The organism is Arthrobacter sp. TE26545 (genome assembly GCF_056279005.1).
In genome coordinates, this window is record NZ_JBWBQM010000001.1 from 3,926,924 (window position 1) to 3,943,355 (window position 16,432).

The window sequence follows — 16,432 nt, forward strand, 5'->3', positions numbered from 1 at the left end:
TCCTTTCCGGTGGGTTCCTACTTGAGGGCGCCGGTGAACGCGGCGGCCCTGGCTGAAATGTCTGCCCAGTCGCCGGCGGCGACGGCGGCGGGGGGCACAACGCTGGTTCCGCAGCAGACCGCGGCGGCTCCGGCGTCGAGGTAGCCCTTGGCATTGGAGGCGTCGATGCCGCCCGAGGGCAGGAGCTTGATGCCCGGGTACGGGCCCTGGAGGTCCTTCAGGTACACCGGTCCGAGCTGGCGTGCCGGGAAGATCTTCACGGCTGCGGATCCGAGATCCAGGGCCTGGGCCACCTCGGTGGGTGTCATGGCGCCGAGGCTGAACGGGATACCGGCCTTGACGGCCACCTCGGCCACCTCCGGGCGCAGGCCCGGAGTGACCAGGAACTTCGCGCCGGCGTCGATCGCGGCCTTGGCCTGGTCCGCGGTGAGGACCGTGCCGATGCCGACGGCGGCGCCGTGCTCCGATGCGGTGTCCGCGGCGCGGCGCACATGGGTAAGGGCGTCCGGCGTCGTGAAGGTCAGCTCCACGCTGCGGATGCCGCCGGAGGCCAGGGCGCGGCAGAGCTCGGCGGCGTCGGGGATGCCGGAAGCCCGGACGACGGCGAGGGTGCGGTCGGCCTCGAGCTGCTGGATGAATTCTTCGGGAGTCATGCTTGGGTACCTTCTTTTCGGGCTGTTCGCGTGCGGCCGTCGGGGCTGCGGCGCAGGGCACGGCCGGCCCGCGCGCCGGTGGGCTGCCCGCTGTCGATCGCTGCGGTGCCGTTGACGAACACATAATGGATGCCGGCTGCTGCCTGGCGGGGGTTTTCAAAGGTGGCGGTGTCGCGGACGGTCTCCGGGTCGAACAGGACCAGGTCCGCGGCGTAGCCTTCGCGGACCAGGCCGCGGCGGTCGAGCTTGAGCCGCGCGGCCGGCCGCCCGCTGAGGTGGTGGACGGTTTCCTCCAGGCTCATCAGGCCCAGCTCCCGGCTGTAGTGGCCGAGGTAGCGCGGGAAGGTGCCCCACGCCCGGGGATGCGGCTTGCCGCCCACCAGCAGTCCGTCGCTGCCGCCGGTGTGCGTGCGGTGCACCATGATGGCGCGGACGTTTTCCTCGTGGCCCACGTGCTGCAGGATGCCGGTGCCGAGCCGGTCGTCGAGCAGGATCTGGGTGAAGACCTCGAACGGTTCGCGGCCTTCGTCCAACGCGATCTGGGCGATGGTGCGGCCGACGTACCCGGCGAGCGCCTGGTTCTGGACGCCACTGATTTCCAGGGTGTCCCATTCGGCCACCACGCCGTGGCAGCCGTCCGAGCCGTAGATCTCCACGGCCTCGCGGATCCTCGCCTTGCTCTCCGGGTCGCGGAGGCGGCTGAGGGTGGCGTCCGTGCCGCCGGCGGAGGCCCAGCTGGGCAGGATCGCCGAGAGCGTGGTGGCGCCGGGCAGGTACGGGTACGTGTCCAGGGTGATGTCGACGCCGGCGTCCAGGGCTTCGTCGATGAGGGCCAGCAGTTCGCCTGCGCGGCCCTTGTTCTCGGCGAAGTTCATGGTGGCGTGGGACAGGTGCAGGGCGCAGCCGGTGTCGCGGCTCAGGCCGATCATCTCGGCGTAGGCGGCAAGGGCTCCCTTGCCGTAGGAGCGGTGGTGCGGGGCGTAGAAGCCGTCCAGCTCGCCGACCACGCTGCACAGCGCCCCGAGTTCCTCGGTGGTGGCGTACATGCCGGGCGTGTAGGTCAGGCCGGAGGACATCCCGACGGCGCCCTCCGCCATCGCGGTCCGGACCACCTCGCGCATCTGCTCCAGCTGCTCCGGGGTCGCCTCGCCTTCGTCGAAGCCCATGACGAGCGCCCGCACGGTGCCCTGCGGCACGAGGTAGGCGGCGTTCGTGGCGATCCGGCCGCCGTCGTTCTCAACGCGGTCTTCGTCAACGCGGTCTTCGTCAACGCGGTCCAGGCGGTCCAGGTACTCCCCCACGGTGCGCCAGTCCCAGTCGAAGTCCTCCGGGTTGTCGTTCCAGCCGGCGATCTTTTGGCGGATGCCGGCCAGGGTGGCATCGTCCACCGGCGCGTAGGAGAGGCCGTCCTGGCCCAGGAGTTCGGTGGTGACGCCCTGGCTGAGCTTGGCGTAGTGCTCCGGGTTGACCAGCAGCTGCAGGTCCGAGTGGGCGTGCATGTCGATGAAACCCGGGCTGAGGACCAGTCCCGTGGCGTCGATGGTGCGTTCCGCGCCGGTCCCGGCGGCGGTGAGGCTGCCGGCGTCGGCGATCTCTGCGATCACGGTGCCGTCCACCAGGACGTCCGCGTTCCGGCGGGCCTCGCCCGTGCCGTCGATGAGGACGGCGTTGCTGATGAGTGTCTTCATCCTGTTCTCCATAAGGTCATGCGCTCCTAGAAGAAGGTATGGATGAGGTCGACGACGGTCTGGTCACCATCCGTATCGGCCAGCACCGGGATCAGAGTCCACTTGTCGAAGGCCGTGCACGGGTGGGAGAGGCCCAGCCGCACCACGTCGCCCAAACGGACCGTGGTGGTGGCGGGATCGAAGCTCAGGAAGGAGTGCTGGTCGTTGACCGCGGTGATCTCGGCACCTTCCAGCGGGCTCATGGGGCCGCCGAGCGCAGGCCCGATCAGCTGCGGGCGCGGCAGGCCCTCGTCCACCGGCAGGTCGCGTTTGCCGGCGTCGAGCAGGGCCAGGCCGGGCTCCGGCTGGGATACCACGCGGGCCCAGCCGTGCATGGCGGAGCTGAAAGGCTTGCCGCCGTGCCGGGAGAACGGCGAGATCACGCGGTAGAAGCCGTCGTCGTGGATGATGTAGGCGCCGCTGCGGATAAGCAGCTCGACCCTTTTGCCCTTACCATTCCCGGCGCCGTCGCCTTCCGTGATGCAGGGCGAGAGGACGTCGACGACGTCGTCGAAGTAGGCGCTGCCGCCGGCGGTGACGATCAGCTCGTCGGAGCCGTACAGCCCGTCCGCGAGCAGCCGTTCGTGCAGCCGGAGCATCTGCCCGAGGTAGCCGCGCACGGCAGCCAGGGCGTCGGCGTCGGCGGTGTGGGCCAGCGACCCCTCGTAGCCGCTGACCCCCACCAGGCGGACATGCGGCGAGACCGCCGCGGCCCGGGCCACCTCAAGGGCGGCCTCGATGCCGCGGGCGCCGGTGCGTCCGCCGTGGGCGCCGAGCTCCACGAGGACGTCCAGCACGGCGCGGCTTCCGGCGGCTTCGAGGGTGCTGCCGATCAGCTCAACGGTGGCCACCGAATCCACCCAGGACACGATGGTTTGCTCCGGTCCCACGACCGAGGCGACCCATTCGATGGCGTGCGGATCGGTGAGGCTGTTCGCCAGCTGGAGCCGGCGCACGCCGAATTCGCGGGCCACCCGGAGCTGGGCGTAGTTGGCCAGGGTGATGCCCCAGGCGCCGCGTTCGAGCTGTTCGGCCCAGAGCTGCGGGGCCATGGTGGTCTTGCCGTGCGGGGCGAGCCGGACGCCCTGTTCGGCGCACCAGGCGGCCAGGCGGTCGGCGTTGCTTTCCAGCGCGCGGGCGTCGAGCGTGAGCAGCGGTGTCTGCAGCTCCGCCAGCGTGTGGCGCGCATGGACGAAGTCGCCGGCAGTCGTTCCGTTTGCGGCGGCGGGCACGGCCTTGTGCCGCCAGCTCAGCGGAACCGAAGAAAGCCGCGCGACGGCGTCGGCGGCGATGGCGGAGGCTGTTGATCCGGCTTCGGAGGCGGACATGTTCACCAATCTGTTCCTTTCACGGGGCCGGTCGGTCATTGTCCGGCCCCAAGGATCTGCGTTGCGTATTTTGCAACGCTGGTTGCAAAGCTGTTGCAGATATGTCTAACATGGTCCCGGATTGGGCGTCAAGGCCTTCGGTATACCTGGAGTTAGGGGAGCTTTCGTGTCAACAGCTGTCTGCATAGGCGAAACCATGGCCATGCTGACCCCCGTGAACGGGGTTCCGCTGGACCGGGCCGAGGAGCTGCACTGCAGCATCGGCGGAGCCGAATCGAACGTCGCCATGGGCCTGGCAGCGATGGGCCTCGACGCGCACTGGGTGGGCCGCGTGGGCCACGACGGCTTCGGCACCCGGATCATCGAAGACCTCAGGGACCACGGCGTGGGCGTCACCGGCGTCGAAGTGGATTCCAGCCTGCCCACCGGGCTGTACGTGAAGGTTCCCGCCCAGGAATCGGATCCCGACGCCGGCAGTTCGGTCCTGTACTACCGGCACGGTTCCGCCGCCTCCGCCATGGCCCCGTCCACCCTGGCGAACCCGGCCGTCGCGGCGCTGATCGAGAAAGCCGGGCTCATCCACCTCAGCGGCATCACCGCCGCCCTTTCCGCCGATTGCCGCGCCCTCCTCGAGCTCCTCCTCAAGGCCCCGCGCGACGGCCGGCTCATCACCTTCGACGTCAACTGGCGCCCCGCCCTCTGGGCCGGGCAGGACAAGTCCGTGCTGCAGAAACTGGCCAACCTCGCGGACATCGTGCTGGTGGGCAAAGACGAAGCCGAACACGCCTTCGGCACCACGGACGAAAGCGAGCTCCGCGCGCTCATGCCGGATCCCGCCGTCGTCGTCATCAAGAACGAAGCCATCAGCGCCATCGCGCTGCACCGGGACGGCCGCCGCGACGAAGTGCCGGCACTCTCCGTGGAGGTGGTGGAACCGGTGGGCGCGGGGGACTCCTTCGCCGCCGGATACCTCAGCGGCGTGCTGTTCGGGCTCAGCCAGAAGGCGAGCCTGCGCCGCGGTCACGTCGCCGCGGCCTGCACCCTGACGGTGCACGGAGACCGCGGCCCGCTTCCCGAGGCCGATGAACTCGCAGCGATCCTGGACTGCGGCGATGAACAATGGGCCGGAATCCGGGTCACCACCGGGCACTTCGAGGTGCCGGCAGCGTCCCCGGGCACAGCGTCCCCGGGCACAGCGTCCCCGACCGAAGGGAGCGTGGCCCCGTGAGCCAGAGCCTGCTGCGCGCGATCGAGCTGCTGAACGAGCTCGCAGCGAAACCTGCAACCTTGGACGAACTCGCCAAGAGCGCCGCAGTGCACAAGACCACGGTGATGCGCCTCCTGCACGCCATGGAGGAGAAGCGTATGGTAGTGCGCGACGACGAGCAGCGTTTCCGGCTCGGCTCCAAGCTGTTCGAGCTGTCCTCCCTGGCCCTGGAGCAGCGGGACATCCGCGAGGTGGCCCGCCCGCACCTGGCCGAGCTGAATGCCCGCACCGGGCACACCGTGCACCTGGCGGCCTTCGAGGGCAAGGACGTCGTCTACATCGACAAGTTCGAGTCCCATCATCCCGTGCGGATGTATTCGCGGATCGGCCTGACGGCATCGCTGCACTCGGCCGCCGTCGCGAAGGTCCTGCTGGCGGACCTGCCGCGCGCCCGGCAGGAGAAGATCGCCGCCGGACTGGACTATGTCAAAGTCACCGAGAACACCCTGACCTCCCCCGAGGCACTGCTGGCCGAGCTGGACGTGGTCAGGAAGCAGGGCTGGGCCCATGACAACGCCGAGCACGAAGCGTTCGTGCACTGCATCGCGGCCCCCATCCGCGATGCGAGCGGCGCCGTGGTGGCCGCGGCATCCTGCTCCGTGCCGATCGTCATGCTCGACTACGAGGGCCTGATGGGCCTGCTCCCCGAACTGACCGAAACCACAGCAGCCATTTCACAAGATCTCGGCTGGACCCCAACCGAAAGGAACGCAGTATGAGCGCCAAGACCATCGTGCGCACCGACAACGCCCCCGCCCCGGCCCACACCTTCTCCCAGGGTGTGAAGAAGGGCGGCATCTTCCAGGTGTCGGGCCAGGGCCCCATGGACCCGGCCACCAACCAGTACATCGGCGACGGCGACGTCCGCGTCCAGACCCGCCGCACCCTGGAGAACGTCAAGGCCATCCTCGAAGCCGGCGGCTCCTCGGTTGAAGACGTCATCATGTTCCGCGTCTACCTCACCACCCGCGACGACTTCGCCGCCATGAACGAGGTCTACGGCGAGTTCATCAACGAGAACGTCCCCAGCGGCCAGCTCCCCAGCCGCACCACGGTCTTCGTCGACCTGCCGCACGAGGTAATGCTCGTCGAGATCGACGCCCTGGCTGTCACGGCCTAGTTTTCGCCTTAACGCCCGACGCCGGCACGCACCTTTGGTGGACGTGCCGGCGTCGGGCTTTTGCGCCGGTGCTACCGGGAGGGGCGTGGCATGCTGGGACCATGCCGCAGGGGATCACGGAGGAGCAACACTCGCTGCTGAGCCAATGGCTCGGACCGTACTCCGTCCTCAAGGACCACTCCTGGCCGCTGCAGGACACCGCCGTCCTGCACGTTTCGTCAGCGGACGGCAGCTTCATCGTCAAGGCCAGCACCACCAGCCACCACATCCGCCGGGAAATCGCCGCCCACAGCCTTGGGATGCCCGGACCGAAGGGGAGTTTTCCCACACTTCGGCATGCTTCCGCGGACGCCGGCATCCTCGTCACGGAATTCCTCCCGGGCGCACCTGTGGAGGGCACGCCGGCCGAAGACGATCCGGGGACATACCACCAGGCCGGAGTCCTGCTGGCCCGGTTGCACCGTCCGGTCACGGTCTCAACGGAGTACGCGAAGAAGCTCAGTTACACCACCACACTCTTGATGAAGAAGGGCCGCGGCCTGCTGGATGCGGGCACCCTCGAGCACCTCGGCAAGCGACTCGCGGCGCTCTCCCCCGGGCCGGTGCATCTGGTCACCACGCACGGCGACTACCAGCCCAGGAACTGGCTGCAGGAGAACAGCCGCATCAAAGTAATCGACTTTGGCCGCGCAGATGCCCGCCCCTGGGTCCACGACCTCGTCAGGCTCTCCCATCAGCAGTTCCTGGGCCGGCCGGCCCTGGCCGATGCCTTCATGGCCGGGCTGAAAAACCGCATCGAGGAATCAGAAAGCGATATCTGGCAGCTTGAGAACCTGAACCAGGCCATGGGAACGGTGGTGTGGGGCCACGGCATCGGAGACTACGCCTTCAGTCAGGCCGGCGTGGAAATGGTCCAGCGAATACTTGCCGGCCTTCCCGTCGACACCACCCCGTAGGATCGGTACACACAACCGGAACCCAGCAAGGAGATGCCCATGCAGGCCAGGATCCATGTGACCAGCGTCTTTGTCGACGACCAAGCCAAGGCCCTGGAGTTCTACACCGACAAGCTGGGATTCGTACCCAAGGAAGACGTGCCGGTCGGGGACTACCGGTGGCTGACCGTGGTCGGCGCAGGCGAACCCGAGGGCACCCAGCTCCTGCTCGAGCCGGACCAGCACCCCGCGGCGAAGGCCTACAAGCAGGCGCTCAAGGCAGACGGCATCCCGGCCGCGTCCTTCGCCGTTGACGACGTCGAGGCCGCCCACCAGGAACTCGAAGCGAAGGGCGTCGCCTTCACGCAGCAACCGACCCCCATGGGCCCCGTGGTAACCGCCGTCCTCGACGACACCTGCGGGAACCTCATCCAGCTCGTGAGCCGGCCCGCGGCTTAGCAGCACGGGTTAACAGCCCGACGGCGGCACCGCACCTTGACCGGCAAGGCCGGGTGCCGCCGTCGGGCTTTGGATCAGGCGCTGCGCGTGATGGTGACCTTCAGGTGCTTCATGATCGGCTGGTCGCTCTGCGTGCTGTAGTCGCCGATCGCGCAGAGGACATTCATCTCAGGCATGTAGCCGGCCGCGCAGCTGCGTGGAATGTCGTACGGGACCGCGAGGTAGCCCTCCAACGAGCGCACGGATCCGTCCTTCGCCGTGCTCACGATGTCCACGGGGTCGAGTTCCTTGATGCCCCGGTCCGCCATGTCCTGGGCGTTCATGAAGACCAGGGTGCGCAGGTTCTTGATCCCGCGGTAACGGTCGTTGTCCGAGTAGATCGTGGTGTTCCACTGGTCGTGCGAACGCATGGTTCCCAGGGCGATGGTTCCCGAAGCGGGGATGACGTCCGGCAGCGGCGCGGAGGAGAAGCCGGCTTTTCCGGAAGGCGTACCGAACACGAGTTCCCGGGCGGGCTGCTTGAGCCGGAAACCGAGCGGAAGCCGGACGCGGCGGTTGAAGTCCTCGAAGCCATCCAGCACCTTGGACATGGTGTCCCGGATGCGGTCGTAGTCCCCCACGTACCAGTCCCAGGGCGTCTTGCTCCCCGGCAAGGCGGCCTTGGCGATGCCGGCGATGATGGCCGGTTCGGAGCGCAGCTGCGGGGATGCCGGGCGTTTCATGCCGACCGAAAGATGGACCATGCTCATGGAGTCCTCCACCGAGGTGCTCTGGAGCCCCTTGGCCTGTTCGTCCTTCTCGGTGCGGCCGAGGCACGGCAGGATCAGGGCCTGGCGCCCGTGGACGAGGTGGCTGCGGTTGAGTTTGGTACTCACGTGGACCGTCAGCTCGCAGTTGCGGAGCCCGGCCTGGGTGTACGGGGTGTCCGGGGCCGCGAGGGCGAAGTTTCCGCCCATGCCTACGAAGACCTTCACGTCCCCGCGGTGCATCGCTTCGATGGTCCTCACCGTGTCCAGGCCGTGCCCGCGCGGGGATTCGATGCCGCATACTTCGTCCAGCCGGGCCAGGAACTGCTCGGCGGGCCGGTGGTCGATGCCGCAGGTCCGGTTGCCTTGGACGTTGCTGTGTCCGCGCACGGGCGAGGGTCCGGCGCCTTCGCGGCCCAGATTGCCGCGCAGCAGCAGGACGTTGACGATTTCCCGGATAGTGTCCACGCCATGCTCGTGCTGGGTGATGCCCAAGCACCAGCTGATGATGCTGCGGTCGGCGTTGCGGTAGACGCGGGCGGCCTTGAGGACGTCGGCCCGGGACAGCCCGGACTGCCGCTCAATGTCATCCCACGGGGTGGCCTCGCACACGGCACGGTATTCCTCGAAACCGGCGGTGTGCCGTTCGATGAACTCCTTGTCCAGCGCCTTGGCGTCGGTGGCGGACATTTCCAGGATCGCCTTGGCCATGCCGCGCATCAGTGCCATGTCGCCGCCAATGCGCGGCTGCAGGTTCAGGGTGCTGGTCTTCGTGGAGCGGAAGACGGCCATGTCCAGCACGTCATGCGGAACGATCGTGCGGCTCGCGGCGGCTTCGACCAGGGGGTTGATGTGCACGATCTGCGCCCCGCGGCGGTGTGCTTCCGCCAGTGCGGTCAGCATCCTGGGCGCGTTCGAGGCCGCGTTCACGCCCATGATGAACAGGGCATCGGTGGCTTCCCAGTCCGCCAGGTCCACCGTCCCCTTGCCCGTGCCGAGGGCCGCCTTGAGCGCGCGGCCGCTGGCTTCGTGGCACATGTTGGAACAGTCCGGCAGGTTGTTGGTGCCCAGTTCCCGCGCGAGGAGCTGGTAGAGGAACGTCGCCTCGTTGCCCAGCCGCCCGGAGGTATAGAACGAAGCCTGGTTAGGATCGTCCAGTTCCCGCAAGGAGCGGCCGATCAACTCGAAGGCGTCGTCCCAGGTGATCGGCACGTAGTGGTCCGTGGCCGCGTCGTAGGCCATCGGCTCGGTCAGCCGGCCCTTGTTCTCCAGCTCGAATTCGCTCCATCCGGACAGTTCCTCCACCGAATGCTCCGCGAAGAACTCACGGCCCACCCGTTTGTGGGTCATTTCCCAGGTGACGTGTTTGATGCCGTTTTCGCAGATGTCCAGGTGCAGGCCCTTGGTGTCGTCCGGCCAGGCACAGCCCGGGCAGTCGAAGCCCTTGCCCTCATGGTTCATGCGGAAAATGGCCCGGGGGCCGTCCAGCAGGGTGCGTTCACGGAGCAGGATCCGTCCCACGCTCATTGCGGCTCCCCAACCGGCCGCAGGGTGGTGGTACGGACCGCTGAACCCGGGCTTCCCCTTGGCCGCCTCCCCACCGCCATCCCGCGCAGTAGCTTCCAAACCGTCCAGTTGCTGCTTGTTGTCGAAGGCGTCCAAGCTGTTCCACCCACCCACGGTCGGGGCGTGCGGGGCACACGCCGTCGTTTTGGAGCCTAGACCCGGCAGGCGTGACAGGACCAGCCCCAAAGGCCACCCGCAGGGCCGCGGGCTTACAGGCAGGACCCCGGAAATGGCGGCGCAATCACGGCTTTGCACAAGGTTCGACGGCGGCACCGCGCCTTTGCAAGCAGTGGCGGGTGCCGCCGTCGAACGTTCCGGGGGGGCCGACGACGGCTGGGGGGAGAGCCCCGGGCCCCGGGCCCCGTGGAGCTCTCACGTCGCCGACCCCGCCTCAAAAAACCGTGGTCCAAGGCCTTGGGAGGAAATCTTCTGCTACATCTATTCAACGCCTTGGCGGCCCGATTGACTCCCGCGCACGGTGCCTTCATTTCGCTGCGGCGGTTCGGGGCATCCCGTTGCTTCATCTTGACTCCAGTTGGCGGCCGTAATGCCCTAAGCTTGAGCCTCGGCAAGGGGGTAGGGCATGGAACTCGATACGTTAAGCCTGAGGGTGGCTCTCGGGGTTGTAACAGTGATCCTGTGTTTGTTGTTCTTCGCGTCGTTCCGCCAGACGCGGTCACAGTACAGCGGCTGGTGGTGCATTTCGCTTGTGGCCTTCCTGGCGGGGAACCTGGCGTTCCTTCTGACCGGAACTCCGCACCAGGTCTGGGCCGACCCGCTCGGCAACGCCTTCGTGGTCGGCGGGGCATTCAGCGTCTGGGCCGGCGCCCGCTCGTTGAGGCTGCTGCCCACCCCGCTATGGCAGATCATCGCGGCCCCCGTGGTCACGGCCGTGGCTTCGGTGCTGGAGCATCCGGAGTCCAACGAATGGTCCGGCGGCCTCGTGTACCTGGGCCTGATGGCCGTTGGCATGGGCCTGGCAACACGCGAGCTTGTGCTGCTGGAACCCCGCAGCTCTTACGTCAACCGCTCGCTGGCCGTCGGCTCAGGCGTCCTGGCAGCCTTCTACCTTTGCCGCTGGCCCGTCTACCTCATGGAAGGACCTGATGGGCCGTTCTTCCGGAGCTACTTCAGCCCCGCGGTCACCAGCCTGCTCACCATCGGCCTCCTGGTTACGGTGTCCTTCAGCATGACGGCGCTGAGCAACGCCCAGCTGATCAACGGCCTCAACGAGCGCGCCAACCGGGACAGCCTCACGGGCGTCCTCAACCGCAGGGCCTTCATGGAACTGGCTGCCCGCGAAGTGCAGCGCATGGACTCGAGCGGAACAGCCTCCACGTTGATCATGGCGGACCTGGACAATTTCAAGGCACTCAACGACAAGTACGGCCACGCAGCGGGTGACGCCGCGATCCAGGCGTTCGCCTCCGCCGCCGTGGCATCGATCCGCTCCACCGACCTCGTGGGCCGGTACGGTGGCGAAGAATTCCTCATCCTGCTCCCGGGAGCCGAACAGGAAACCGGGGAGGTTATCGCTGCCGTGATCAGCCGGGCCTTGGCCAACTCGCCGGCGCCCCCCGGCGTCGTGTTCCCCACCGTGAGTTACGGCGTCGCGGCAAGCGCAATCGCCGACGCCAACCTTCCGCGGATGGTCGAGGCCGCCGACGCCGCGCTCTACAAGGCCAAGGCCCTCGGCAGGAACAAGGTGGTCTTCGCGAGCCGGCAGCCGTAGCGGCGCCATCGTCCACGGATCCGGTCAGCTGTAGGCCTTGACGGTCCTCGGCGCACCTACCGAGCCCCGTTTGATCAGCCGGGCGGCCAGGTCCGGCGCCGCAGTCGGCTTCCGCCCCTCGATCTGCCGGATCAGGGCGCTGGCCGCGGCCACGCCCATGTCGTACACAGGCTGCGCGATGACCGTCAGGGGTGGGGTTGTGAGCCTCGTCCAGGCGAAATCGTCGTACATCAGGAACGAGACGTCTCCCGGGATGGATAGTCCGAGTTCCTGGATCGCTTCGATGACGCTGAGGGCGATGAGGCCGTCGGAAGCCACGACGGCGGTGGCCGGCTCAGGCATGAGGAGAACGTCGCGCGTGATGCTCCGGATGGACGCGGCGTCGCCAGCGTTCAGGCGCACCAGATCAGCGGAGAGCGCCAGCCCTTCCTCTCCCAGTGCCCGGCCCATCCCGTCCAGGCGCTCGGCGATCTGCGAGGAATCCAGGAGCATGCCTCCGGCGAAGGGGGCGTCCGTCTTCAGGGTGGAGATGAAGGCAATCCGGCGATGTCCTTCTGAGAGCAGGTAGCGCGTGGATTCGTAGGCGATCTCCGTCATGTCCACGGCCACCGCCTGGGCAGCGAGCCCGCCGGCCGCGCGGTCCAGCAGGACCAGGGGGCGGGCGGCTTCCTGCACCCGCTGCAGGTGGCCGGTCTTCAGCGAGGACGCTGGAGCCACGATCAAGCCGTCCACGCGCTTGTCCAGAAGCACCTGGACGGCGTCCACCTCGGCAGAGACGTCCTCGTCCGTGTTGATCAGGATGACGTTGAAACCGGCCTTTTTTGCCGTGTCGGTAATGCCGCGGGTGGCGAGGCCGAAGTGCGGGTTTTCGATGTCACCCACCACCACGCCGATGGTGTTCGACTTGCCCGTGTTCATGCTGCGCGCAAGTTCGTTGGGCCGGTACGCGAGTTCCTCGGCGGCAGCCAGCACGCGCTCCCGGACGTCGTCGCTCACGGCGCCGTAATTGCCCAGGGCGCGCGCGGCCTGGGCTTTGGAAACCTGCGCGGCTTTGGCGACGTCGGCGACTGTGACGTCGCGCCGCCGCGGATTGTTGCTGCTCATATTGGCCTTCCGGAAGGGCCTTGACGGCCACTGTGGCTTAGGTTACATTTCTAATCAACCCCGATGTGAGTCCGGTCTCAATCCTAGCGGGTGAGACCGGACTCAACAAGGACTCACCTACCAAAGGCCAAAGGCGCCTCCTGCTCCCACGATTGGAAAATGCTGTGACCAAACGACTGAACTTCCGCCCGGGGGTGATCGTTGCGGCAGCCGTTGCAACACTCCTGGCACTCTCCGGCTGCGGCGGATCGACCCCCGCGACCACCTCGACGGCGGGCAACTCTTACGGACTCATCCAGCCCGGCACCATCCGGGTTGCAAGCCTGGGCGACGCCAAGCCGTACACTTTCGCCGACGCCCAGGGCAACTTCACCGGATTCGACGTCGAACTGTTCAAGGATGTGGCCCACCGCGCAGGCGTGGACAACGTCGTCTTCACCGGACAGGACTTCTCCGGCCTGCTGGCGGCGGTGGCGAACGGCCAGTTCGATGTCGGCGTGGCCGCCATCGGCATCACGGACAAGCGCAAGGAAACAGTTGACTTCTCCGACGGCTACCTGGCCGGCTACCTGACCGTCATCACCACCGAGACCTCGGGCATCAAGGATGCAAACGGCCTGGCCGGCAAGCGTCTGGGCGTGGTCCAGGGAACCCTCCAGGAAGCCTATGCGGTGAAGAACTTCACCTCGGCGAACCTGGTGCGCTTCCCGGACAACAACACCGCGATTGCCGCGCTGAACAACGGCTCCGTGGACGCCCACTTCCTGGACTACGAGGCGGCCAAGTCCTACGAGAAACAGCACGGCCTGATCAGCGCGGCGGACATCCCGTCCTTCGACGCTCCTGCCGGATTCGCCATGGCGAAGGGCAAGACCGCGCTCAAGGAGGCCCTCAACAAGGGCCTGGCCGAAGCGATGGAGGACGGCACCTGGAAGAAGCTGTACCAGAAGTGGTTCCCCGGTTCTCCGATGCCCGAACAGTACCTGCCCAAGGCCGAGCAAACGGCTACTCCCGCCCCGAGCAAGTAGGCGGGCAGGCCGGCTAGGCCGGCCACCATATGTCCGGGCGGACCGCCCCGTGCGGTCCGCCCGGGATTCACAAGCTAACTACGTCTGAGAGCAACCATGGACTGGCTCAACACCATCATCCGCACCTTCTTCGATTTCGGCGCGATGGCCGAAGTCCTCCCCCAACTCCTCGGGGTCGGGCTCCTGAACACGCTCATTATTTCCGTCGCTGCCACCGTCATCGGCATGGCGCTGGGCATGATCGTCGCAGTCATGGGGATCTCCCCGTCCAAGTGGCTGCGTGTTCCGGCCCGGATCTACACTGACCTTTTCCGCGGCCTGCCCGCGATCCTGACCATTCTGCTGATCGGCCAGGGCTTTGCCCGGTTCAGCCAGTCGATCTTCGGCCCCTCACCCTACCCCCTCGGGATCATCGCGCTCAGCCTGATTGCGAGCGCCTACATCGGCGAGATCTTCCGCGCCGGCATCCAGAGCGTGGACAAGGGCCAGGGCGAAGCCTGCCGCGCGCTGGGGATGAGCTACGCCAAATCCATGGCCCTGGTGGTGGTCCCGCAAGGCATCCGCAGGGTCCTGCCGGCCCTCGTCAACCAGTTCATCGCGATCGTCAAAGACTCCTCTCTGGTCTACTTCCTGGGCCTGCTGATCTCCGAACGCGAACTCTTCCGCGTGGGCCAGGACGCCGCCGTGCTGTCCGGAAACCTTTCGCCGCTGGTCATGGCCGGCATCTTCTACCTGGTGATTACCGTGCCCTTGACCCACCTGGTCAACTACTTCGACAACAGATTCCGGACCGGCCGCCGTCGCCCCTCCGCGCCCACCAGTGGCCTGAAGGAAGTCAATGAACTCGATGCGGCTTCGCCGCTGATTACCGGGAGCAACACGTGAACCTCACAAACAGCAGCACCAGCGCCGGCACAAGCAAGACAGCCGTCGAGACCTTCCACGGCTCCAGCCTGGAACTGAAGAACCTCACCATGGCCTACGGAGACATCGAGGTGCTCCGCAACGTCAGCCTCACCGTGGCGCCCGGCACCACCACCTGCATCATCGGTCCGTCCGGCTCGGGCAAGTCCACCTTGCTGCGCGGCGTCAACCGGCTGCACGAACCCAAGAGCGGGGACGTCATCCTGGCCGGCGAGAGCGCCCTCCAGGTCAAGCCGGATATCCTGCGGGCCCGTATCGGTATGGTCTTCCAGCACTTCAACCTCTTCCCGGACCACACCGCCCTGGAGAACGTGGCCTTGGCTCTTTGGAGCGTCAAGGGCATGTCCAAGGCCGAGGCCAGGGAACGCGCCCGCCGCCGCCTCGCCGAGGTGGGCCTCGCCGAACGCGCCGACCACCGCCCCCGGGACCTCTCCGGCGGCCAGCAGCAGCGCGTCGCCATTGCACGGGCCTTGGCCATGGAACCCGAAGTGATGCTCTTCGACGAAGCCACCAGCGCCCTGGACCCCGAGCTCGTCAAGGGCGTCCTGAACCTCATGGCAGGCCTTGGCCGCCGCGGCATGACCATGCTTGTGGTCACGCACGAAATGGGCTTCGCCCGCAAGGTCGCGGACCAGGTGGTCTTCATGGACGAAGGCGAAGTCGTGGAGGCCGGCACGCCCGCCGAGCTCTTCGACAACCCGCAAAGCGAACGGCTCAAGCGCTTCCTTTCGGAGGTGCTGTGATGCAGGGGGGCGCTGGGGAACCGGCACCGCTCCGCACCGCCGTCGTCGGATTCGGAGTCTCCGGCAGGGTCTTCCATGCCCCGCTGATCGCCGCGGATCCGGACTACTCGCTGGACGCGATCGTGACGGCGGACCCGGCGCGTGCCGCCGCGGCGGCGCGACTCTACCCTGACGCGACGATTGTCCCGACGGCGGAGGAAGCGTTCGCGCTGGACCTTGACCTGGTGGTCCTGGGGACCCCGCCGTCGACCCATTTCGAACTGGCCGCGGCGGCCATTGCCCGCGGGCTGCATCTCGTGGTGGACAAGCCGTTCGTTCCGTCCTCCGCCGAAGGCGAGGAACTCCTGTCCCTGGCGGCAGACGCCGGCGTGCAGCTGACGGTGTTCCAGAACCGCCGGTGGGACGCCGACTTCCTCACCCTCCGGAAGCTCGTGCGGGACGGTGCGCTTGGCGAGGTCCGCAGCTTCGAATCGCGCTTTGAATGGTGGCGGCCGGAAGGATTCGGGAACTGGCGCGACTCCGCCACCCCGGCGGAGGGCGGCGGCCTGCTGCACGATCTTGGCGCCCACCTGATCGACCAGGCCATCCAATTGTTCGGGCCGGTTGCCGAGAGCCACGGCGAAATGGCAAACCACAGCCCGCGCTCCGACGGCGGGGAAACCGAGGCGTTCGTCTCCCTGCTCCACGATTCCGGGGTCCGCTCCCGGCTGTGGATGAACGGCATGGCCGCCCGGAACGGCGCACGCTTCCATGTGCTGGGCTCCGCCGCCGGCTACACGAAATGGGGACTGGACCTGCAGGAAGCTGAACTCGCGGCCGGCGTCCGGCCCACCGATCCGGGGTACGGAATCGAACCCGAGGATTCTTGGGGGATCCTCGGAGTCGGCGATTCCGGCACTCCGGTACCCGCCGAACGCGGAGCCTACCCCCGCTTCTACGCCGAGCTCGCCGACGCCGTCCGCGGCACAGGCCCACTTCCCGTCGATCCGCGCGAATCCCTTGAGGTGCTGCGGGTCATCGAGGGCCTCCACGCTCTTTCCGCCTGATACTGCCCGCGCCACCTCGCGGCGCCCACTATTCCTTTGACCATGAAAGGGAGA

At 67.4% G+C, this 16,432-nt stretch carries 15 protein-coding genes; 10 read left to right on the forward strand and 5 right to left on the reverse strand.

Annotated features, from left to right (window positions below; genetic code table 11):
- Nucleotides 1-17 precede the first annotated feature (17 nt).
- Genes ACZ9CK_RS17930 through ACZ9CK_RS17940 form a run of 3 tightly spaced genes read right to left on the reverse strand, consistent with a single transcriptional unit; the run spans nucleotide 18 to nucleotide 3,708 of the window.
- A complete protein-coding gene (locus tag ACZ9CK_RS17930) occupies nucleotides 18-653 on the reverse strand; it encodes a bifunctional 4-hydroxy-2-oxoglutarate aldolase/2-dehydro-3-deoxy-phosphogluconate aldolase (RefSeq protein WP_476050665.1) in 636 nt (211 codons plus the stop codon).
- Entirely contained in the window at nucleotides 650-2,341 is a 1,692-nt protein-coding gene (locus ACZ9CK_RS17935) for an N-acyl-D-amino-acid deacylase family protein (RefSeq protein WP_476050666.1), read from the reverse strand. Before ACZ9CK_RS17935 ends, ACZ9CK_RS17930 begins: the two co-directional genes overlap by 4 nt.
- Before the next feature lie 26 nt (nucleotides 2,342-2,367).
- Complete coding sequence (locus tag ACZ9CK_RS17940; protein WP_476050667.1) at nucleotides 2,368-3,708, reverse strand: type III PLP-dependent enzyme domain-containing protein; 1,341 nt, start codon at nucleotides 3,706-3,708, stop codon at nucleotides 2,368-2,370.
- A 166-nt stretch (nucleotides 3,709-3,874) separates the two neighbouring features.
- On the opposite strand from ACZ9CK_RS17940, the gene ACZ9CK_RS17945 reads away from it, so the two are divergent.
- The 5 genes from ACZ9CK_RS17945 to ACZ9CK_RS17965 all read left to right on the forward strand — a co-directional run bounded on the left by ACZ9CK_RS17945 (nucleotide 3,875) and on the right by ACZ9CK_RS17965 (nucleotide 7,489).
- Entirely contained in the window at nucleotides 3,875-4,936 is a 1,062-nt protein-coding gene (locus ACZ9CK_RS17945) for a sugar kinase (protein WP_426300941.1), read from the forward strand.
- Nucleotides 4,933-5,694: an IclR family transcriptional regulator gene (locus tag ACZ9CK_RS17950; RefSeq protein WP_476050668.1), complete on the forward strand. Its 762-nt coding sequence runs from the start codon at nucleotides 4,933-4,935 to the stop codon at nucleotides 5,692-5,694. The genes ACZ9CK_RS17945 and ACZ9CK_RS17950 overlap by 4 nt, the downstream gene beginning before the upstream one ends.
- Nucleotides 5,691-6,095 carry a RidA family protein gene (locus ACZ9CK_RS17955; RefSeq protein ID WP_115788903.1) on the forward strand — a complete coding sequence of 135 codons (405 nt, stop codon included), beginning with the start codon at nucleotides 5,691-5,693 and terminating at the stop codon, nucleotides 6,093-6,095. The genes ACZ9CK_RS17950 and ACZ9CK_RS17955 overlap by 4 nt, the downstream gene beginning before the upstream one ends.
- Nucleotides 6,096-6,196: 101 nt before the next feature.
- Complete coding sequence (locus ACZ9CK_RS17960) at nucleotides 6,197-7,051, forward strand: aminoglycoside phosphotransferase family protein (RefSeq protein WP_476050669.1); 855 nt, start codon at nucleotides 6,197-6,199, stop codon at nucleotides 7,049-7,051.
- 39 nt (nucleotides 7,052-7,090) lie between these two features.
- Nucleotides 7,091-7,489 (forward strand): VOC family protein, encoded by a 399-nt coding sequence (locus ACZ9CK_RS17965; protein ID WP_426300947.1) that lies wholly within the window; start codon nucleotides 7,091-7,093, stop codon nucleotides 7,487-7,489.
- 74 nt (nucleotides 7,490-7,563) lie between these two features.
- On the opposite strand, the gene ACZ9CK_RS17970 is transcribed toward ACZ9CK_RS17965, so the two are convergent.
- Nucleotides 7,564-9,915 carry an FdhF/YdeP family oxidoreductase gene (locus ACZ9CK_RS17970; RefSeq protein WP_476050670.1) on the reverse strand — a complete coding sequence of 784 codons (2,352 nt, stop codon included), beginning with the start codon at nucleotides 9,913-9,915 and terminating at the stop codon, nucleotides 7,564-7,566.
- Between the two features lie 469 nt (nucleotides 9,916-10,384).
- Here ACZ9CK_RS17970 and ACZ9CK_RS17975 point away from each other — a divergent pair, with 469 nt between their 5' ends.
- A complete protein-coding gene (locus ACZ9CK_RS17975) occupies nucleotides 10,385-11,533 on the forward strand; it encodes a GGDEF domain-containing protein (RefSeq protein ID WP_426300951.1) in 1,149 nt (382 codons plus the stop codon).
- Between the two features lie 24 nt (nucleotides 11,534-11,557).
- Here the strand turns inward: ACZ9CK_RS17975 and ACZ9CK_RS17980 are convergent, their stop codons facing one another.
- The gene (locus ACZ9CK_RS17980; RefSeq protein ID WP_476050671.1) at nucleotides 11,558-12,637 is read right to left on the reverse strand and encodes a LacI family DNA-binding transcriptional regulator; all 1,080 of its coding nucleotides are present in this window, start codon (nucleotides 12,635-12,637) and stop codon (nucleotides 11,558-11,560) included.
- A gap of 164 nt (nucleotides 12,638-12,801) precedes the next feature.
- Between ACZ9CK_RS17980 and ACZ9CK_RS17985 the strand changes: the two genes are divergently transcribed.
- The 4 genes from ACZ9CK_RS17985 (at nucleotide 12,802) to ACZ9CK_RS18000 (ending at nucleotide 16,378) form a co-directional block, all read left to right on the forward strand.
- Nucleotides 12,802-13,665, forward strand: coding sequence for an ABC transporter substrate-binding protein (locus ACZ9CK_RS17985; protein WP_476050672.1), 864 nt, complete (start codon nucleotides 12,802-12,804; stop codon nucleotides 13,663-13,665).
- Nucleotides 13,666-13,761: 96 nt separating this feature from the next.
- On the forward strand, nucleotides 13,762-14,550 hold the full coding sequence (locus ACZ9CK_RS17990) for an amino acid ABC transporter permease (protein WP_426300957.1): 789 nt from the start codon (nucleotides 13,762-13,764) through the stop codon (nucleotides 14,548-14,550).
- Nucleotides 14,547-15,332: an amino acid ABC transporter ATP-binding protein gene (locus ACZ9CK_RS17995; protein WP_426300959.1), complete on the forward strand. Its 786-nt coding sequence runs from the start codon at nucleotides 14,547-14,549 to the stop codon at nucleotides 15,330-15,332. Before ACZ9CK_RS17990 ends, ACZ9CK_RS17995 begins: the two co-directional genes overlap by 4 nt.
- The gene (locus ACZ9CK_RS18000) at nucleotides 15,332-16,378 is read left to right on the forward strand and encodes a Gfo/Idh/MocA family protein (RefSeq protein WP_476050673.1); all 1,047 of its coding nucleotides are present in this window, start codon (nucleotides 15,332-15,334) and stop codon (nucleotides 16,376-16,378) included. Before ACZ9CK_RS17995 ends, ACZ9CK_RS18000 begins: the two co-directional genes overlap by 1 nt.
- Nucleotides 16,379-16,432 lie beyond the last annotated feature (54 nt).